Consider the following 19,066-nt stretch of genomic DNA (forward strand, 5'->3'; position numbering starts at 1 on the left):
AGACTGGAGCGGTGTTCCAGAGTTGTCAAGATGGAACGACGTTCCAGGCGTGTGTCAGGATGAGCACATGGCAACCAGGAAGCGTCGTGCGGAGCGACGAGAGGAACCGCTCTCACGGGAGCGCATCGTCGAAGCCGCGATCGAACTCCTCGACGTGGCGGGCGAGAGCGGGCTCACCTTCCGCGCGCTGGCCGAGCGACTCGCCACCGGCCCCGGCGCGATCTACTGGCACGTCGCGGGCAAGGACGAACTGCTCAACGCCGCCGCCGACGCCGTCGTCGCGGGCGCCATGCCCGCCGACACCGCCGGGGCCGCCCCGCGGGAGGCGATCCGCGCCCTCGCGCTCGCCGTATTCGACGCGGTCGACGCCCACCCCTGGATCGGCAACGACCTCTCCCGCGCCCCGGCGCAGTCGCCGATGCTGCGGATCTTCGAGCACCTAGGACGTCAGCTCCAGGCGCTCGGGGTGCCCCGAGCCGCCCAGTTCACCGCCGTGTCCGCGCTGCACAGCTACATCCTGGGCTCGGGCGGGCAGAACGCGGCCAACGGCCGCCTGCGGCAGTTCCGCGATCAGGGCGCGAACCGGACCGAGTTCATCGACGCCGCCGCGGCGGCGTGGGCGGACCTCGACCCCGACGAGTACCCGTTCACCCGCGACGTCGCGGACCAACTGCGCGAGCACGACGACCGGTCGGAGTTCCTCGCGGGCATCGACATCATCCTCGCCGGGATCGCCGCCAGATGGACGCCGAGCGGCTCGGCGCCGTCCTAGCCGGCCCCGGACTCCCGTCGCGTCACACCGTCTCTTGCGACGCGGCCTCTTGTGAAGCGGCCTCTCGCGACGCCGTCTTCCGCTTGTCCGCCTCGCGGTGCGCGCGGACGCCGCGCAGCCCGATGAGACCGATCGCCGTCCCCAGCAGGAAGGAGACCACGGCGAGCGTCAGGTGCACCCAGAAGTAGGCCGTGGGCTTGCCGTCGTCGAAGGCGAGCCCGCTCCCGTCCTTCCACAAGTTCTTGGCGAAGGTCGTCCAGACCACCCAGGACCAGACACCGAAGGCGAGCAGGAACCAGGAGACGGGGCGGCTGAGCTTCATGGGGGAGTCCTCTGCTGCGGGGGAGTGCCCTGCCAGTATCCGACCGGCGGCCCCGCGCCGTGCGGCGGGGGTGGCGGACCCGGCCGCGTACCGCGTGTACGGACGTACGGGCGGACCTACGGGCGGATGCGCGGGCGGATGCGCGGGCGGGCGTACGGGCTCATGGCCGTACGCGCCGTAGCCGGGCCGCCCGCGTTTACACGTCGTGGCGAGGATTGGCCGAAAACTCTTTCACGCTGTGCACGCGAAGTACCACGCACAGCTCGCTTCGCCTTCAATCACATATTCACTATGTGAGCGCGACGAGCGGAGGGGGCACGTGTGGTGGGCTTACTGCGGCGGAGTGCGATCCGGCTGCCACGGCAGCCGGCCTCGGTGGGGCTGGCCCGGCTGCGGGTGTGTGAGCACCTGGCGGCCTGGGGGCGGAGCGGCGACGCCGTCGACGCGGCCATGCTGGTCGTCTCCGAACTCGCGACCAACGCGGTCCGGTACGGCGCCCTTGGGGAGCGGGAGTTCGAGGTGGCCGTCACCGTGCTCGACGACGGTTCGTGCTTCGTCGAGGTCACCGACGCGGAGCGAAGATCCCCGGTGCCGCGGGTCGCCGGCGACGAGGACGAGTCCGGGCGCGGGCTCCACCTGGTCGAGGCGGTCGCGGAGACGTGGGGGGTGTGGCACCGGGGGCGTCTCGGCAAGACCGTATGGGCGGTGCTGGCGCCGCCCGCTGCAGGCGGAACGGCATGATCCGTATAGAGAGCCGATCTTTTGCCCGATTCGCCTGCGCGCGTGCGATACCTGTGTTTAGGTGATGCGCATCACTGGGCGGAGGGGGCACGGGGATGCGTGGGGGCCGGTTATGGGCGAGTTTCATGTGCGCGGCCGTGGTGGCCGTGGGGGCGGGCGGCTGCCAGCTCATCTCGCCCGACAAGAAGGACAAGGGGCCGATCACCGTCGGCACGACCGACACGATCACCTCGCTCGACCCGGCCGGCGCGTACGACGCCGGGTCCTGGGAACTCTTCAGCAACCTCTACCAGTCGCTGCTGACCTTCTCGCCCGGCTCCGACAAGCCCGTGCCCGACGCGGCCCGGAGCTGCGCCTTCCAGAGCTCGGGGCTGCGGACGTACGTATGCGAGCTGCGCGACGGGCTCACCTTCGCCGACGGCCGTGACGTGACGGCGGAGGACGTCAAATACTCCTTCGACCGCATTCGGCGCATCAAGTCGCAGCAGGGCCCCGGCCCGCTCCTCGCCACCCTCACCTCGGTGCAGGCGGCCGGCCGCAGGGTGGTCTTCCACCTCGGCGTCCCCGACGCCACCTTCCCGTTCAAGATCGCCACCGGGGCCGGGTCGATCGTCGACCCCCGGCGCTACCCCGCCGACCGGCTCCGCCCGGACAGCGCCGTCAGCGGCTCCGGACCGTACGTGCTCAAGGGGTACGCGCCGGGCTCCGCCGCCGAACTGAAGCCCAACTCCCACTACTCGGGCGCGGTCAAGAACGTCGGCGGCGCTGCCACCGTGCGCTTCTTCTCCTCCCCGGCCAAGATGAGCCGGGCCTGGAAGGACCGCACCGTCGACGTCGTGGCCCGGCAGATGCCGCCCACCGACCTCGCGGCGCTCTCGCCCACCGACAACGACGTGCGGGTCATGGAGAACTCCGGGGCCGCCACCCGCTCCATGGTCTTCAACGTGCGCTCCGGCTCGCCGATGCGGAACCGCGCCGTGCGGCAGGCCATCGCCGCCGTCGTCGATCGCGAGGCCATCGCCCGCGACGTGCACCACCGCACCGTCGAACCGCTCTACTCCCTCATCCCGCGCGGCCTCACCGGCCACAGCACCCCCTTCTTCGACGCCTACCAGAAGCCCGATCCGGCGCGCGCCCGGAAACTGCTGCGGGACGCCGGGATCACCACCCCGGTCGGCTTCGATCTCGCCTACTCCCAGGGCGCCGCCACCGGCGACGAGGCGGCGACGCTGCGCAAGCAGCTGGAGGCCACCGGGCTGTTCAAGGTCAACGTCAAGTGGGTGGAGTGGAAGAGGTTCCAGGAGGGCTACGCCAAGGGGGAGTACGACGCCTACTGCGTCGGCTGGCTCGCCGACTTCCCGGACCCCGACACCTTCATCTCCCCGCTCGTCGGCGCGGACTCCTCCCTGCACTCCGGCTACCGCGATTCCGGCATCGAGCAGCTGATCCGCGACACCGAGCGCGAGGACCTGCGCGGCCGCACGGCCGGCGACTTCCGGACCATCCAGAAGACGGTCGCCCAGGATGTGCCGATGCTGCCGCTGTGGCAGAAGAAAGACTACGTACTCAGCGGCAAGTCGATCTCCGGCACGCAGTACCTGTCGGACGGCACCAGCATCTGGCGGCTGTGGAAGCTCAACCGGATCTGAGGGCTCGATACGGGCGATCCGGACGACCCGGGCCGGGCGGGAACCCGGGTGGTCGCGAACGCCTCTACGGGAGTGCACAGCGATCAGCGCACTACCGCAGAGCGAGGAGTGCAACTCATGTCTAGCTTGCGTAAGTTGAGCGCGGCCGGACTGTTCACCGCAGCACTGACCGACGTTTAGACGGTGTCCAGTGTTTCTCCCGTGAGCGGCCACAGCGTGAACGTGCATACGCACGAGTGCGGTTGGCCTGCTCGGTGTTAGTCACGGAGCCGTGGACCTGAATCGATCCCGCTCGGCGAATTCACTCGCGGAACCGGCCTACGTTCTCGCCTCGGCCCCGACCTCCCCAGCGGTTCCGGCCGCCTGCGCGGGTACGGTCGCCTCCGACGGTGCGGCCGGCTCCGCGGGCACGGCCTCCGCGCCCGCCACGAACAGCCCCACGTCGCGCATCGCCTCCGAGAAGGCGAGGGCCGGAACGTCCGCCGGGGCGACGGGAGTCCACGCGCCGCGCGGCCCCTGGCGGCGCTCGAAGCGCACCGGGCCCGTCGAGCAGAGGGCCGGACCGCCGCCGTCCCCGCCCTCGCCCCCGCCCAGCCCTTCGGCCCCGTACGGAACCTCCTCCGGCCGTACCAGCTCCACGAGCAGTCGCGCCCGCCAGAACTCGCCCTCGTTGCGGCGCAGTTCGCCCGGCCGGGGCAGTGTCCGTACCGCCTCCGCCCGCCGCTCCGCATCGGCGTAGCCGAGCCGCCCGCCCGTCCAGCCGGCCTTCGCCATCAGCGTCTTCGCCGCCCCGTACCGCAGCAGGCGGCCCGCGAAGCGCGCGGACTCCCCGGGCGCGTCCCGCTCCGCCCGGCCAGGGCGGCAGGCGTCGCGGAAGATCTGCGGGAACGGCTGTCTCAGCTCGCGGTCCGCCGACTCCTCCCGCCACACGCGCACTTCCTCGGCCCCGGCCCGTACCGGATGCCACAGCCGCAGCAGCGCGCCCGCCTCCACTCGGTCCGCCGTGCCGCCCGCCCCCGCCAGCGCCCAGCCGCCGCCCGTACGCTCCGGGAACCCGGCGGTCCACGCGCCGCCCGCGCCGTCGCTCGCCTCCCACAGCAGCGTACGGGCCACAGCGCCCGTCACCGGGTGGTCCAGGCAGTGCCGGGCCCACTCCTCGGCAGGCCAGACCGTGCCCCCGGCCAACTGCTCCGCGAGCCGGTCGCACTCGGCGGGCAGCAGGGTACGCAGCCGCTTCAAGGCCGCGCGCAGCTCGGCCAGTTCCGCGCCGTACTCCGCGCGCAGCGCCTTCGGCGGAGACTTCAGCACCCGGCCCTCGGGCCCCCGGAAGGAGAGGTCGGCCTCGGTGGGGGAGACGGACAGCACCGCCGTGTACGGGCCGAGCTGCTCCTCCCGCATGCCGCGCGCGTCCAGCCCCACGGTCGGCGCCGACCCCTCGCCCACCCGCCCCGGGGCGACGCCCCCGCGCGCGACGATCTCCTCCAGCGCCCTGTCCACACCCTTGAGCACGGTGCGGTTGCGCACCTCGCCCCGGACCCGTTCCAATTCCTGGGCGGCCGGCTCCCCCTGGGCGCCGCCGAACGAACCGAGCACGGCGACGGCTGCCGCGGCGATCCGCCCATGGCGGCACCGGCCGCCGGACCCGCCCATCCCGGCCCCGGCGCGGAGGGCGACGGCCCCCGCCAGGGCCACGAACCGGCCGGCGCGCGCAGCCTGCGTCGCGTCCTCCGGGGGTGCCGCGTCCGGTGTTCCGCCGCCCCGCGCGCTCTCGGCCGCCGCCCACAGCAGCCCCCGCACCAGCTCGCCGTTGCCCTCTCCGGCGATGCCTTGCGCCCCGGACCGCAGCGTGTGCTCCTCCTGCTCCGCGATGCCCCGCAGCAGCGCCTCCACCGCCTCACCGGCCCGCGGCGCCGCCGCCAGCAGCACCGCCGCCGTCCGCCGCCAGCGCCCGGTCACCCGCCCGCCGCCGCCCGCCACGCGGCGGCAGTGGCCCAGGAGCGCGGGCACGCCCGGGGAGCCGAGCAGCGCGGGGTGCGCGGCGCGCATCGCCGGGCCGTACGCGTCGCCGTCGTCGAGGATGTCCGGCGGCAGACCGCACGACACCACGCCCTCTTCGCCCACCGCCATGGTGCGCACCCCTCCCCGATCCCGCTCCCCGATCCCACCGGCCCCGTACAGAAGACGATAGGCGGCACCACTGACAGTGCCGGGGGCGAGGTCGGCTCGCGGCGGCCGGGATCAGCCCGGCTCGGCGGCCGGCAGGGACAGGACCATCGTCAGGCCGCCGCCGGGGGTGTCCTGCGGAGTGAGCGTCCCGCTCATCGCCTCCGCCAGGCCGCGGGAGAGCGCGAGGCCCAGCCCCAGCCCGGTCGAGTTGTCGGTGTCGCCGAGCCGTTGGAAGGGCAGGAACGCCCCCTGCCGGGCCGCGCCCGTCAGCCCCGGGCCCCGGTCGGTGACCCGCAGTTCCACGCGGCCCGCGTGCGCCTCGGCGGCCACCGAGACGGGGTGGCCGGCGGGGGAGTGGCGCAGGGCGTTGGCCAGCAGATGCGCCAGTACGCGGGCCAGTTGCGCGGGGTCGGCGCGTACGGCGGGCGCGGCGGCCACGCCTCGTACGGTCACGTCCGCGCCCGCGAAGCGGTTCAGCACGGCGGGCAGCACCTCGCTCCAGCCGGTCGGCCGCGGGCGCAGCCGCAGCATCCCCGTCTGCAGCCGGCTCATGTCCACCAGGTCGTCCACGAGCCGTCCCAGCCGGGCCAGCGACTCCTCGGTGGCGCTGAGGAGTTCGTCGCGCTCCTCGGCGCTGAAGTCGACGTCGCGGCTGCGCAGCGACCCGACCGCCGCCAGGGCGCCGGCGAGCGGCGTGCGCAGGTCGTGGCTGACGGCGGCCAGCATGGCGGTGCGCAGCTGGTCGGCGGCGTCCGGGGGCTGGTTGCGCGGTGGTCGGTTCTGCGGCGGCCGGGCCCTCGGCGGCCGGTCGCGTAACAACGGGTCGTGCGCCGGCCGCCCCGCGGGGCGTCCCGGCATCAGAACCGGTCCGGGAAGGCGCGCGCGAGGAGCAGGAGCCCGACCAGCACGGCCGCGATCACGAGACCGACGACGTTCTCTACAGTCACTGCGCACTCCATGCATGAGGGTCGGGGGCCGGGGCAGGAAGCCGGCTTCCGTAGCGCATCGCGCGCCACTGCCTATAGGGACCCCTGTTGACGGCCCTCTGGCGCATATCGCGCACACCTTGACGCCAATTTGACGGGCTTTCGCCTGATGGTGTGAGGCGGGTGGGGTGCGGCGGGTGCGGGAAGAACACTCAGTCCCAACAACACCTTCAGTCCCGCTGATTACTCGCTTACGCTCTGGTGGCGGAAGTGAGCGCCTGCTACGTTCGTTGGTCTGGACCTGGCCCGATGGCTCGACGCAAGGGCGGCACTCTCCCGAGCGGAACGTCGTGGTAGCTCCGACCGACCCCGCCCGCCCGAACACGCCGGAGAACCACGTGCCCAGCCCCTGGACCACCGTCGTCATATCCCCGCACTTCGACGACGCCGCCCTCTCCCTCGCCGGCCTGCTGCGCCGCCTCGACGGGCCCGCCGCCGTCGTCACCGTGCACGCCGCCGCGGCCCCGGCCGACAGTGAACTCTCCTACTGGGACTCGGTCTGCGGCTTCACCTCGACCGCCGAGACCCACCGCACCCGCCTCGCCGAGGACGCCCGCGCGTGCGCCCTGATGCGCGTCGACCAGGTGCTCCTCGACCACGCCGACGGCCCGTACCGCAACAGCGAGCCCCTGACCGCTCTGACCGACTTCCTCGCCGCCCTGCCGCTCACCACCCGGGTCCTGCTCCCCCTCGGCACCAACCAACGCGACCACCAGGCCGTACGCGACCAGGCCCTCGCCGCCCTCGCGACCCGCCCCGGCGCCGAAGCCGCGCCCCGCCCCTGGGTCTACGCCGACCTCCCCTACTCCGGCGCGTCGGACGAATGGGGCACCGACGAGGCGTCAGCCGCCCTGGAACGCAGCGACCGCGGCAGCGCGTACCGCGACCTGAAGTCCCAGTACCGCCTAGACGTCGTACAGGATCTCCACCTCACCGAAGAGGAATGGATCGCCAAACGCGAAGCGGTCCTCTGCTACACCTCCCAGCTCGCCCCCGTAGCCGTGGACCACAAGACCTACCTCCGCCACCCCGGCCCCCTCCAGTCCGAACTGGTCTGGGAACTGAGCTAGCGCCATGGCGGCCGACGGCCGCTGCTCCGCCCTGTCGCCGGCCGGGAGCCGTCAGTGGAGGCCGGGGCCGGGCATCCCGAGCGAGACGATGTCGGCGCCGCCCAGGCGGCGTACGGTCTCCCGAGCGGCGGCCAGCCGCTCGGCACGCTGATCGGCGGTCGGCTGCTCGGCGGCCAGGGCCTCGACCAGTTGGCCGATGGTCATGCCGCGCTCCTTGGCGAGCTCGGCGAGGTGGTCGCGGATCTCCCGCGGGACCCGAATTGTCGATGGCGCCATCCCGCCACTATAGGAGCCCGCCGGACAGCGACCGGGAATCCCGTGTCCCAAGGCCCCACAGCGAAAGGCCCCGCCCCCGTCCGAAGACAGATGCGGGGCCTCGGTGCGCGAGCCCGGAGTGGAGACCCGGGCGAAGCTCAGAAGCGGCGCGTGATCAGGGCGCGCTTCACTTCCTGGATGGCCTTCGTGACCTCGATGCCGCGCGGGCACGCGTCGGTGCAGTTGAAGGTGGTCCGGCAGCGCCAGACGCCGTCCTTGTCGTTGAGGATCTCCAGGCGCTGCTCGCCGCCCTCGTCGCGCGAGTCGAAGATGAAGCGGTGCGCGTTGACGATGGCCGCCGGGCCGAAGTACTGGCCGTCGTTCCAGAACACCGGGCACGAGGACGTGCACGCGGCGCACAGGATGCACTTGGTGGTGTCGTCGAAGCGCTCGCGGTCCTCGGCGGTCTGGTGGCGCTCGCGGGTCGGCTCGTTGCCCGTGGTGATCAGGAATGGCATGACGTCGCGGTACGCCTGGAAGAACGGCTCCATGTCGACCACGAGGTCCTTGAGGACCGTGAGGCCCTTGATGGCCTCGACCGTGATCGGCTTGTCCGGGTTTATGTCCTTGATCAGCGTCTTGCACGCGAGGCGGTTCTTGCCGTTGATGCGCATCGCGTCGGAGCCGCAGATGCCGTGCGCGCAGGAGCGCCGGAAGGTCAGCGTCCCGTCGAGCTCCCACTTGATCTTGTGGAGGGCGTCGAGGACCCGTTCCTTGGGGTCGATTTCGAGCTTGAAGTCCTCCCAGACCGCGTCCGCCGAGACCTCCGGGTTGAACCGGCGGATTCGGAAGGTGGCCGTGACCAGGTGGCCCTTGTCGGCCTCCAGCGCGTCCAAGGAGGCCGAATGCCCGTCGGCCTTGTCAATCGTGGGGGTGCTCATCAGTACTTACGCTCCATCGGCTGGTAGCGGGTCTGCACGACCGGCTTGTAGTCGAGGCGGATCGTCTCTTTGCCGGAGGAGTCCGTCTCGCGGTACGCCATGGTGTGCCGCATGAAGTTGACGTCGTCGCGGTTCGGGTAGTCCTCGCGGTAGTGACCGCCGCGCGACTCCTTGCGGGCCAGCGCCGATACGGCCATGACCTCGGCCAGGTCGAGCAGGTTGCCCAGCTCGATGGCCTCCAGCAGGTCGGTGTTGAACCGCTTGCCCTTGTCCTGCACGGACACGTTCTTGTACCGCTCGCGCAGCGCGCCGATGGTCTCCACGGCGGTCTTGATCGTCTGCTCGGTGCGGAACACCATCACGTTGGCGTCCATGCACTCCTGGAGCGCCTTGCGCAGCTCGGTGACGCGCTCGGTGCCCGTGGAGTCGCGCAGGGACTCGACCTGCGAGGCGACCAGCGAGGCCGGGTCCTCGGGCAGCTCGACGAAGTCGCTCTTCGCCGCGTACTCGGCGGCGGCGATGCCCGCCCGGCGGCCGAAGACGTTGATGTCGAGCAGCGAGTTGGTGCCCAGCCGGTTGGCGCCGTGCACGGAGACGCAGGCGACCTCGCCGGCGGCGTACAGGCCCGGCACGACGGTGGTGTTGTCGAGGAGCACCTCGCCCTCGACGTTGGTCGGGATGCCGCCCATGGCGTAGTGCGCGGTCGGCTGGATCGGGATCGGGTCCGTGTAGGGCTCGATGCCCAGGTACGTACGCGCGAACTCGGTGATGTCCGGGAGCTTGGCGTCCAGCTGCTCCGGCGGCAGGTGGGTCAGGTCCAGGTAGACGTGGTCGCCGTCGGGGCCGCAGCCGCGGCCCTCGCGGATCTCCGTGTAGATGGAGCGGGAGACGACGTCGCGGGAGGCGAGGTCCTTCATGACGGGCGCGTACTTCTCCATGAAGCGCTCGCCGTCCTTGTTGCGGAGGATGCCGCCCTCGCCGCGCGCGCCCTCGGTCAGGAGGATGCCCATCCGCCAGATGCCTGTCGGGTGGAACTGGAAGAACTCCATGTCCTCCAGCGGCAGCCCGCGGCGGTAGGCCGCGGCCTGGCCGTCGCCGGTCAGGGTGTGCGCGTTGGAGGTCACCTTGAAGAACTTGCCGGTGCCGCCGGAGGCGAAGATGATCGCCTTCGCCTGGAAGACGTGGATCTCACCGGTCGCCAGCTCGTACGCGACGACGCCGGCGGCCTTCTTGACCCCGTCCACCTCCTGGAGCAGCAGGTCCAGGACGTAGAACTCGTTGTAGAACTCCACGCCCTCCTTGACGCAGTTCTGGTACAGCGTCTGGAGGATCATGTGGCCGGTGCGGTCCGAGGCGTAGCAGGACCGGCGGACGGGGGCCTCGCCGTGGTTACGGCTGTGGCCGCCGAAGCGTCGCTGGTCGATGGTGCCGTCGGGCGTCCGGTTGAACGGCAGGCCCATCCGCTCCAGGTCGAGGACCGAGTCGATGGCCTCCTTCGCCAGGATCTCGGCGGCGTCCTGGTCGACCAGGTAGTCGCCGCCCTTGATCGTGTCGAAGGTGTGCCACTCCCAGTTGTCCTCCTCGACGTTGGCGAGGGCGGCGGCCATGCCGCCCTGCGCCGCGCCGGTGTGGGAGCGGGTCGGGTAGAGCTTGGTCAGCACGGCGGTACGGCTGCGCTTCGTCGACTCGATGGCCGCGCGCATGCCGGCGCCGCCGGCGCCGACGATCACGGTGTCGTACTTGTGAATCTTCATGGGTTAAGCCTCAGCCCCGGGGTCTACTGGATGTTCGGGTCGAAGGTGAAGATCACCAGCGTGCCCAGAAGGACGGTGAACACCGTGGCGGTGTAGAGCAGCATCTTCAGCCAGAAGCGGGTGTTGTCCCGCTGCGCGTAGTCGTTGATGACCGTGCGCAGGCCGTTGGCGCCGTGCAGCATCGCCAGCCACAGCATCGTGAGGTCCCACACCTGCCAGAACGGCGAGGCCCAGCGGCCGGCGACGAACGCGAAGCCGATCTTGGAGACACCGCCGTCCAGCACGAGCTGGATCAGCAGGTGGCCGAGGACGAGGACGACCAGCACGATGCCGGACAGGCGCATGAAGAGCCAGCCGTACATCTCGAAGTTGGTGCGGGTCGACTTGGGGGTCTTCTTGGTACGCGCGCGGGGCGGCTCGATCACCGGAGCCGGGTGTTCCGCGTCGTACAGCGACACGGAGTCGTGCGGCGTTGTGGTCTCTGCGGAGGACATCTCAGCTCCCGAACAGCGTGCGCAGGGTGTGCTGCAGCACGGGGTAGAAAGCGCCGGCCATCAGCACGACCCAGACGCCGACGACGGTCCAGAGCAGCTGCTTCTGGTACTTCGGGCCCTTCGACCAGAAATCCACGGCGATGACCCGCAGGCCGTTGAGCGCGTGGAAGAGGATGGCGGCCACCAGGCCGTACTCCATCACGTTGACGATGGGCGTCTTGTACGTCGCTACGACGTCGTCGTACGCCTGGGGAGAGACGCGGACGAGAGCGGTGTCGAGGACGTGCACGAACAGGAAGAAGAAAATGAGGACGCCAGTGACTCGATGAGCCACCCAGGACCACATGCCTTCCCGGCCGCGGTACAGCGTTCCAGCCGGCACTGAAAACCCTCCGGGAGCGGGGATTGGGGGCTGCCGCCAGCTTCTAACAGGTAAGAGAGGAGCACTGTCGGTCGGGCCCGGCCGGGTACGGTCCACCGGCCCTGGCCATCGTAGCGACGACGTGTCGGTTCGCTCGCCCGGGGTCCTTAGGTGTGATCAAACAGGCACGTACGGCCTACTCGGGAGGGGTGCGGACCGCCCTGGAAGCCCGATTTCGGGGCGTATGTTCGTACGGGCGTTCGAAGCGGGCGGTATGCGCGCGGCGCGCCGCTCAGGCTCCCGGGCACCCTTGCGCGTCCGGTACGGGCGCGGCCTCCGTGACGAGCCGGGCCTCCGTGACGAGCCGGGCCAGCCGGCCGCGGGCGAGCCGGCGCGTCTCGTCGGCCGTGACGGCGCGCTCCTCGTCGGGCTCATGGGTGAGCCGGACGCGGATGGCGGCCAGCACCTGGCCCAGCGCCTCCTCCGGCGCGAAACTGTCCAGGCAGATCACGAAGACATGGCCGAATTTGCTCTCGTACGCGGCGTGCGCGGCCCGTAGCGCGGTGTATGCGGCGAGCGTGCCCGGACCGGGCGGGCCGGCCGGGTCGTCGCCGTCGGCGGCCAGCGGCGGGTGGTGCGCGGCGTGCTCGCCCGCGAGCGCCTCGGCGAGGTCCGCGGGGGTGAGATCGTAGGCCGCCTCGTCGGCGGCGGCGAGCAGCGCGTCCAGGTCGGGGTAGGGGCGGTGGGCCGTGATCCGCTCGATCCACCGGCGGCTGCCGCAGCAGGCGCGCAGGGCTTCCTCGGCCGCTCGGGGTGCGGCGGAGTTGAGGCGGTCGAGGCCGTGGTGCATGAATTCCTCGGGCTGGGTCGGGCGGCTGGGGCTGGTGGCCGGGCCGGATGGCCGGGTCAGCTGGCCGGATCGGATGCATGGATCGGGCGCGTAGCGAGTGGGGCAAGGGGTGGGGAAGGGGTTAAGGGTGAGGCGAGGGGGATTGAGTCGTCACCGTAGCGATGCAACTCGGCCACTGTCCGACGGATGCGCGAATTTCACCCGGACGTGAGGGCCTACGGGCGCGTAACTGACGGCTGAAGGGGCAACACCCAATACCTTCGCCCCGAAATCATCCTGACGCCCCGAATTCACCATGACACTCCGAATTCGTCATGACGCCCCGGATTCACCACGAAAATCATGAAACAGGAGGTATGCGCCATGCGGTTGCCCCGCAGGATCAGCCGAGCAGCGGCCGTACGCGCCGCCATCGCGGGCGCCGCCGTGGTCGTGGCCGTCGTCGTCGCCCTCATCGTGTGGCCGAGCGACGACGGCCCCACGACCCCCAGCGCGCCCGCCCGGAGCCCCACGCCCACCCCCGCCCCCACCGGCCCGCTCTCCAAGCCGCCCCGCACCATCCCCGCCGTACGGGACTTCGACGCCGCCCGCGGCCCCGGCTGGCGGCCCTCGCGCACCGCCCGCGTCATCGCCGACCCGAGCGGCCCGCTCGGCGAATCGGCCCGCCTCCTCGCCCGCGACCTCGACCTGGGGACCGCCTCCGGCCCCGCCCACCGCGGCGACGTCGAACTCCGCCTCGGCCACGACGGCGGCCCCGAGTCGTACACCATGACCACCCGCGACGGCCGCGTGGTGATCACCGGAGCGGACGAGGCCGGCGCCTTCTACGGCACCCGCACCGTCGTACAGGCCGTGCGCTCCGGCGGACAGGTGCCCGAAGGGAGCGTGCGGGACCGCCCCGACCGGCCCCAGCGCGGCCTCAACCTCGACATCGCCCGCAAGTTCTTCGACGCCGACTGGATCGAGGCCCGCCTCCGCGAGATGGCCGACCTCAAGCTCAACCAGCTCTGCCTGCACTTCTCCGACGACCAGGGCTTCCGCATCGAGAGCGGCAGCCACCCCGAGATCGTCTCCGACCAGCACCTCACCAAGGCGCAGCTGCGCCACATCACCGACCTCGCCACCAGCCTGCACATCGAGGTCATCCCCGAGATCGACTCGCCCGGCCACCTCGGCGCGGTCTTCAAGGCCCACCCCGGCCTCGAACTCCGCAACGCCTCCGGAACCCCCGCCCGCGGCGCGGCGGACATCTCCGACAAGAAGGCCGCCCGCGTCGTCGACGACCTGCTGCGCGAGTACGCCCCGCTGTTCCCCGGCCCGTACACGCACCTCGGCGGCGACGAGTACCTCGCCCTCATGGCCAGGGACCCCGAGAGCTCGTACCCCGGCCTCGCGGAGGCGGCCCGTGCCGAGTACGGGCCCGACGCCAAGGTCCAGGACCTGGCGACGGGGTGGCTCAACGACCGGGCGGCGACCGTGCGTTCCCTCGGCGGCAAGGCCAAGGTGTGGAACGACGGCGTCCACGCCGGCGGCGTCGTCGCCACCGACAAGAACCGCGAGATCGAGTACTGGACCGGCACCGAGATCGGCGCCCGCGACCCGCTGGAGTATCTGAAGGAGGGCCGCAAACTCGTCAACCTCAACGACGAGTTCCTCTACTACGTGCTCGGCCAGCCCAACCAGTTCCGCTACCCCACCGGGCAGCGGATCTACGAGCGGTGGACGCCCGCCGTGCTGCGCGGCACCGATCCCGTACCCGCCTCCCTCGCCGGACCGGACCGCGTGCTCGGCGGCCGGCTGGCGATCTGGGGCGACATCCCCGACGCCCAGACGACCCAGCAGGTGGCGCGCGGCATCCGGCTGCCGCTGCGGGCCCTGGCCCAGAAGCTGTGGGACCCGCGCCGCCCCGCATTGCCCTGGAAGGAGTTCACGGCGCTCGCCGACCGCGTCGAGCACTGAGAGCCGGGGCGGTCGTGTTCTGGCCGCGGGTCCCGATGATCGTGTCGCGCCCGCGAGGCCCGCCGTCCCCCCGGCCCCGCGGTACCTGGCAGTAGGGCCCCGGGCCGCACCGCGCCACAGCAAGGCTTGTCACTATGGGGGACAACCAATGCCGATGCTCGCGCATCTAGCCACGGCGGAGTGCGCGTTCGCGCTCCCGCGCACCTGAACGAGGGCCCGATGAAGATCGAATTTCTGATTCACAACGCGTACGGAATCGGCGGCACGATCCGCTCGACCGTCAACCTCGCCGCAGCACTAGCTGACCGGCACGACGTCCGCATCACGAGCGTCAACCGCCCGGCGGACGCCCCCGAGCTGACGATCGACCCCCGGGTCCCCGTCACCCCCCTCGTCGACCTCCGCGAGGGCGCCGACACCGACGAGTACGCCGACCCGCTCAACCAGCGGCCCAGCGCCCTCTTCCGCGACGAGCGGATCGACAACGGCCGGATGGCCGCCACCGCCCTGACCGACCAGCGCGTCGCCGCGCACCTCGCCGCCACCGACGCCGACGTCGTCATCGCCACCCGCCCCAAGCTCATCGGCTACCTCGCCGAGTACGGCAGCGACCGCTACCTCCGCCTCGGCCAGGAGCACCTCACCCACGAGGCGCACGTACCCGAGCTGCACGAGGTGATGGACCCCGCCATCGCCGCCCTCGACGCGTTCGCCACCGTCTCCGAGGCCGACGCCGGGCACTACCGGGAGGCCCTCCCCGACGCCCACGCGCGCATCCTGTGCATCCCCAACGCCGTGCCCGCCCCCGCCGCCGAATCCGCCGACCTCGGCGCGGGCGCCACCAACACCATCGTCTCGGCCGGCCGCCTCGTCGCCGTCAAGCGCTACGACCGGCTCATCGCGGCCTTCGCCAAGGTCGCCGCCGACCGCCCCGACTGGAACCTGCGGATCTACGGCCGCGGCCCCGCCAAGGCCAAGCTGCGCAAGCAGATCGAGCGGCTCGGACTGTACGAGCGGGTGCTGCTCATGGGCGCCCGCTCGCCCATCGAGACCGAGTGGGCCAAGGGCTCCATCGCCGCCGTCGCCTCCGACGCCGAGTCCTTCGGCATGACCATCGTCGAGGCCATGCACGCGGGCCTCCCCGTCGTCGCCACCGACTGCCCGTACGGCCCGCGCGAGATCCTCACCGACGGCACCGACGGCCTCCTCGTGCCCCTCGACGACTCCGACGCCGTCGACGCCTACGCCGACGCGCTCCTGAAACTCACCGGCGACGCCGAACTCCGCCGCACGCTGGGCGCCGCCGCCCGCCGGACCGCCCACCGCTACGAGCCGTCCGCCATCGCCGGCCGCTACGAGCAGCTCTTCGAGGAGCTGCGCCCCGGTTCCACGACCGCCGCCCCGGCCAAGGGCGGGCTGCTGCGCGGCCTGTTCGGCGGCGGCAAGTCCGCGTCCAAGGCCGGGGCCAAGTCCGGTTCCAAGGCCGGCGGCAAGAAGAAGACGGGCCCCGCCCACAGCCCGTCCGACCCGAACCCCGGCGCCCGCTGCGCCGTCGACAGCGACGGCACCCTGACCGTGGCGCTCCGCGCCGAACAGCTCGCCGCCGCCGACACCCACCTCCTGCTGCGCCACCGCGGCACCAAGGGCAAGGAGTCGCTGCGCGTCGAACTCCCCAAGCGGCGGCTGCCCGGCGAGCGCGTCGAGGTCCGCGTCGAACGGTCGGCGCACACCATGGCCGAGGGCCGCTGGGACAGCTACGTGGAGCGCTCCGGCGAGCAGACCCGCCGTCGCCTCGCGGCCGAACTCGTCGAGCAGAAGCGCCTGTTGAACCTCCCGCTCACCGAGACCGGCGACGGCGTCGGCCACTGGGTCCCGTACGAGACGAGCGACGGCTTCCTCGCCGTACGCACCTGGCAGCGCGCCGTGCACGCCGAGGCCGCCGAGGTGCTGGTCGGCGAGGACGGCATCACGGTCGCCGTCGACGTCGGCCCCGCCCTCGGCGGCATGCGGCTCGGCGACGGCGCGGAGCTCATCGCCCGGCTGCGCGGCGGCGACGGCTCCGTCGGGGACGTGCGCGCCCCGATCGAGAACCACAGCGGCTGCCTCCCGTACGGACCGATGGCCGAGCGGCGCGGTGCCGAGGCCGACCTGTGGGACCTGTGGGTACGCCCGTCGAAGGGCGCCGAACTCGTCCGCGTCGGCCGCCTCCGCGGCGACTTCGCGGACCGCAAGGGCGTCGACACCTTCCCCGCCGCCGCACGCGGCGAGGTGCGGCTGCGCCCGTACTTCACGGTCACCAACGACCTGACCGTCTCGGTGAAGGACGCCGCCGACGAGTCGGCGTGAGGCGTGCGCCGGAGCCGGAGCCGGACGCCGACGAGGTGTCCGGCTCCCCGGCATCGAACTTCGGCGGGTGCGGCGGCAGTATGGACGGGTGCCGCCGCCCGCCGCATCGCCAGGCGCGGAGGGACCCGGCGGGCGCCGGGGTGTGACGTTGCCGTGGGGCCGTGCGCTGTAAGGCCAAGAGCCGTGTGATCAAAGGAGATCAGGATGGGCTTCTGGGGCTACTTCGTCATCGGCCGAAGCGAACGGGGGCTCGTCGAGTGCGCCGTCTTCGACGAGAGCCGCGACCACCTGGAGCTCACCGACACCTTCGCCGACGGCTGGCAGCTGTGGCAGCACCCGCCCGAGCCCGAACTCGGCGACATCGACTCGCTGGTAAGAGGCCTCACCAAGGAGACCGGCGCCCCGGCCCTGGCCGCGTACGTACTGGACAGCGAGTGCGCGGTCGTGGCGGCGGCGAGCCCGTCCGGCGGCTCCTGGTCCGCGTGCCTGGGCCGCGCGACGATGGCCCGCTACATGGAGCAGAGCGAGATGGACATCGGCGAACTGTTCCTCACCCCGCGCGACGCCGCCTCCCAGGGCGTCGCCTGGGCCGCCGCCGCGGGCCACATCGCGAACGCGGGCGCGCTGGCGCGGGTAATGGCGGCAGAGCCCGAACCGTTCGTCGAGAACCTCTTCTACGACCTGCTCGCGGAACTCGGCATCGAGGACGAGGCGGAGGAGGGGGAGAGGGAGCGCGGACGGGAGGGCTGAGCGCCGGTCGTCACGGCGGTCAGCCGCCGGGCGTCCCGCTGGATCCGCTGGGCTCGGTTGTCGCAGAGAGAATCCCACTACGACACTTTCTGTCGAAGTAGACTTAGACGCATTCCGTCGCAGTCTGTGTATGGGAGAGCGAGTGAAGAACAGCCTGGCGGCCAAGCCGGACGACGTGGTCGATCGGGACCGGGAGTGGGATCTGCTCGCGGAGTTCCTCGCCGATCCGGATCCGGCGATGCGGCTCGGCATCGTGTCGGGGCGGCGTCGGCATGGGAAGTCGTACCTACTGCGGGCCCTGTCCGAGCAGGTCGGCGGCCTGTACGTCACAGCGGTCCGGGAGGAAGGACGCCTGCCCGCGATCCGGCGGTTCAGTGACGCGATCGCTGTCCACGCCGGCCTGCGGCCGGGGAGTCTGCGTCTGGCCGACTGGCGTGACGTCTTGTCCAACGCCCTTGATGTGACAGCTCGTTCGGCACACCCGCTCCTGGTGATCGACGAGTTGCCGTATCTGCTCCAGCACTCGCCCGAGATCCCGGGGCTGCTGCAACAGCTCTACGACGAGCGTCAACGGGGTGCCCGGCCCGGTGCCGGGCCGGGGCCGCGGCTGATCCTGTGCGGCTCCGCGATGAGCGTCATGCACGAACTGCTCTCGGGGACGAAACCGCTGCGGGGACGCGCAGTGGTCGATCTGAGGCTGGGGGCCTTCGGCTACCGCGGCAGCCGGGACTTCTGGCAGATCGCCGACCCGCTGACCGCACTGAAGGTGCACGCGGTCCTGGGCGGGGCCCCCGGCTACCGGCCGGTGGCCGCCCGCCCGCACCCGGACGACGGCTTCGACACGTGGCTCACCCGGACGCTGCTCGACCCGGGTCGGGCGGTGTACTCGCGGACCGAGACCGAATACCTGCTGCGCGAGGACCCCAGGATCACGCAGCACACGCTGTACTACGACATCCTCACCGCGATCGCGCGAGGCGCCACCACCCCCAGCAAGATCGGCGCCGCCCTGGAGCGCCCGCGCAACGCCGTCGCCCACCCGCTCGGAGTGCTGGAATCCACCGGCTACATCCAGCGGGAACAGGACATCCTCCGCTCCAGGCACCCCGTCATCACGCTCGCCGACCCCGTCATCCGCTTCAACCAGCTCATCACCCTCCCGCAGGCCGCCGCCGTGGAGCAGGGCTTCGCCGAGCAGGTGTGGCAGCAGGCCGCCCCGACCTTCAACTCCAAAATCCTCGGGCCGCACTTCGAGGACCTGGCTCGCGACTTCACCCGCCGCTACGCCCACACCCTGCTGCCCGGTGGACTGCCCGGACCGGTCGGCACCACCGAGGTCGCCGACCAGGCCGGCCGGACGAAGCACGAGGTCGATGTCATCGCTCTGGCCGCCGGTGAGCGGCCGCAGGCTCCCCGCGCGAGGATCGCGCTGCTGGGCGAGGCCAAGGCGACGGCCGCCCGCCGTGGGACCGGCGACCTGGAGCGCCTGGAACACATCCGCGTCCTGCTCGCAGAACAGGGCTACGACACCACTGCGACCACCCTGGCCCTGTACTCCCTGCACGGCTTCTACCCCGACCTGGTCGACCTGGCCGACCGGCGTGACGATCTCCTCCTGGTCGACCTGCCCGCCCTCTACGGCGGCTGACG

18 protein-coding genes are annotated in these 19,066 nt (G+C 71.8%); 8 read left to right on the top strand and 10 right to left on the bottom strand.

Features of this window, described 5'->3' with window-relative positions; translation table 11 throughout:
- Positions 1 to 67: 67 nt before the first annotated feature.
- Entirely contained in the window at positions 68 to 772 is a 705-nt protein-coding gene (locus tag AB0I22_RS26705) for a TetR family transcriptional regulator (RefSeq protein WP_363133448.1), read from the top strand.
- A 22-nt stretch (positions 773 to 794) separates the two neighbouring features.
- Here AB0I22_RS26705 and AB0I22_RS26710 read toward each other — a convergent pair whose 3' ends face one another.
- A complete protein-coding gene (locus tag AB0I22_RS26710) occupies positions 795 to 1,094 on the bottom strand; it encodes a hypothetical protein (RefSeq protein ID WP_363133449.1) in 300 nt (99 codons plus the stop codon).
- 321 nt (positions 1,095 to 1,415) lie between these two features.
- Between AB0I22_RS26710 and AB0I22_RS26715 the strand changes: the two genes are divergently transcribed.
- Together AB0I22_RS26715 and AB0I22_RS26720 are read left to right on the top strand one after the other, a co-directional pair.
- The gene (locus AB0I22_RS26715; protein WP_363133450.1) at positions 1,416 to 1,835 is read left to right on the top strand and encodes an ATP-binding protein; all 420 of its coding nucleotides are present in this window, start codon (positions 1,416 to 1,418) and stop codon (positions 1,833 to 1,835) included.
- A 125-nt stretch (positions 1,836 to 1,960) separates the two neighbouring features.
- Positions 1,961 to 3,484 carry an ABC transporter substrate-binding protein gene (locus AB0I22_RS26720; RefSeq protein ID WP_363133451.1) on the top strand — a complete coding sequence of 508 codons (1,524 nt, stop codon included), beginning with the start codon at positions 1,961 to 1,963 and terminating at the stop codon, positions 3,482 to 3,484.
- 318 nt (positions 3,485 to 3,802) lie between these two features.
- On the opposite strand, the gene AB0I22_RS26725 is transcribed toward AB0I22_RS26720, so the two are convergent.
- The 3 genes from AB0I22_RS26725 to AB0I22_RS26735 all read right to left on the bottom strand — a co-directional run bounded on the left by AB0I22_RS26725 (position 3,803) and on the right by AB0I22_RS26735 (position 6,597).
- Positions 3,803 to 5,611 (bottom strand): DUF4132 domain-containing protein, encoded by a 1,809-nt coding sequence (locus AB0I22_RS26725; protein ID WP_363133452.1) that lies wholly within the window; start codon positions 5,609 to 5,611, stop codon positions 3,803 to 3,805.
- A 111-nt stretch (positions 5,612 to 5,722) separates the two neighbouring features.
- Positions 5,723 to 6,508, bottom strand: a complete 786-nt coding sequence (locus AB0I22_RS26730; protein WP_363133453.1) for an ATP-binding protein — start codon at positions 6,506 to 6,508, stop codon at positions 5,723 to 5,725.
- Positions 6,508 to 6,597 carry a hypothetical protein gene (locus tag AB0I22_RS26735; RefSeq protein WP_037967594.1) on the bottom strand — a complete coding sequence of 30 codons (90 nt, stop codon included), beginning with the start codon at positions 6,595 to 6,597 and terminating at the stop codon, positions 6,508 to 6,510. Before AB0I22_RS26735 ends, AB0I22_RS26730 begins: the two co-directional genes overlap by 1 nt.
- Before the next feature lie 377 nt (positions 6,598 to 6,974).
- On the opposite strand from AB0I22_RS26735, the gene AB0I22_RS26740 reads away from it, so the two are divergent.
- Complete coding sequence (locus tag AB0I22_RS26740) at positions 6,975 to 7,706, top strand: PIG-L family deacetylase (protein ID WP_363133454.1); 732 nt, start codon at positions 6,975 to 6,977, stop codon at positions 7,704 to 7,706.
- Positions 7,707 to 7,757: 51 nt separating this feature from the next.
- Here AB0I22_RS26740 and AB0I22_RS26745 read toward each other — a convergent pair whose 3' ends face one another.
- From AB0I22_RS26745 to AB0I22_RS26770, 6 genes are all read right to left on the bottom strand, one after another.
- Positions 7,758 to 7,982, bottom strand: a complete 225-nt coding sequence (locus AB0I22_RS26745) for a hypothetical protein (protein WP_363133455.1) — start codon at positions 7,980 to 7,982, stop codon at positions 7,758 to 7,760.
- Positions 7,983 to 8,119: 137 nt separating this feature from the next.
- Complete coding sequence (locus AB0I22_RS26750; RefSeq protein ID WP_363133456.1) at positions 8,120 to 8,902, bottom strand: succinate dehydrogenase iron-sulfur subunit; 783 nt, start codon at positions 8,900 to 8,902, stop codon at positions 8,120 to 8,122.
- Positions 8,902 to 10,656, bottom strand: a complete 1,755-nt coding sequence (gene sdhA, locus AB0I22_RS26755) for a succinate dehydrogenase flavoprotein subunit (RefSeq protein ID WP_363133457.1) — start codon at positions 10,654 to 10,656, stop codon at positions 8,902 to 8,904. The genes AB0I22_RS26750 and sdhA overlap by 1 nt, the downstream gene beginning before the upstream one ends.
- 23 nt (positions 10,657 to 10,679) lie before the next feature.
- Entirely contained in the window at positions 10,680 to 11,150 is a 471-nt protein-coding gene (locus AB0I22_RS26760; RefSeq protein ID WP_363133458.1) for a succinate dehydrogenase hydrophobic membrane anchor subunit, read from the bottom strand.
- A gap of 1 nt (position 11,151) precedes the next feature.
- Positions 11,152 to 11,532, bottom strand: coding sequence for a succinate dehydrogenase, cytochrome b556 subunit (sdhC, locus tag AB0I22_RS26765; protein ID WP_363133459.1), 381 nt, complete (start codon positions 11,530 to 11,532; stop codon positions 11,152 to 11,154).
- A 271-nt stretch (positions 11,533 to 11,803) separates the two neighbouring features.
- Complete coding sequence (locus AB0I22_RS26770; RefSeq protein WP_363133460.1) at positions 11,804 to 12,361, bottom strand: 2-oxo-4-hydroxy-4-carboxy-5-ureidoimidazoline decarboxylase; 558 nt, start codon at positions 12,359 to 12,361, stop codon at positions 11,804 to 11,806.
- A 363-nt stretch (positions 12,362 to 12,724) separates the two neighbouring features.
- Here AB0I22_RS26770 and AB0I22_RS26775 point away from each other — a divergent pair, with 363 nt between their 5' ends.
- The 4 genes from AB0I22_RS26775 (at position 12,725) to AB0I22_RS26790 (ending at position 19,064) form a co-directional block, all read left to right on the top strand.
- The gene (locus AB0I22_RS26775; protein ID WP_363133461.1) at positions 12,725 to 14,320 is read left to right on the top strand and encodes a glycoside hydrolase family 20 protein; all 1,596 of its coding nucleotides are present in this window, start codon (positions 12,725 to 12,727) and stop codon (positions 14,318 to 14,320) included.
- 219 nt (positions 14,321 to 14,539) lie between these two features.
- Entirely contained in the window at positions 14,540 to 16,666 is a 2,127-nt protein-coding gene (locus AB0I22_RS26780; RefSeq protein WP_363133462.1) for a glycosyltransferase, read from the top strand.
- 204 nt (positions 16,667 to 16,870) lie between these two features.
- Positions 16,871 to 17,416 (top strand): hypothetical protein, encoded by a 546-nt coding sequence (locus AB0I22_RS26785; RefSeq protein WP_363133463.1) that lies wholly within the window; start codon positions 16,871 to 16,873, stop codon positions 17,414 to 17,416.
- Positions 17,417 to 17,558: 142 nt separating this feature from the next.
- Positions 17,559 to 19,064 (top strand): ATP-binding protein, encoded by a 1,506-nt coding sequence (locus AB0I22_RS26790; RefSeq protein WP_363133464.1) that lies wholly within the window; start codon positions 17,559 to 17,561, stop codon positions 19,062 to 19,064.
- Positions 19,065 to 19,066: the final 2 nt, after the last annotated feature.

Source organism: Streptomyces sp. NPDC050610, assembly GCF_040654875.1.
GTDB lineage: Bacteria > Actinomycetota > Actinomycetes > Streptomycetales > Streptomycetaceae > Streptomyces.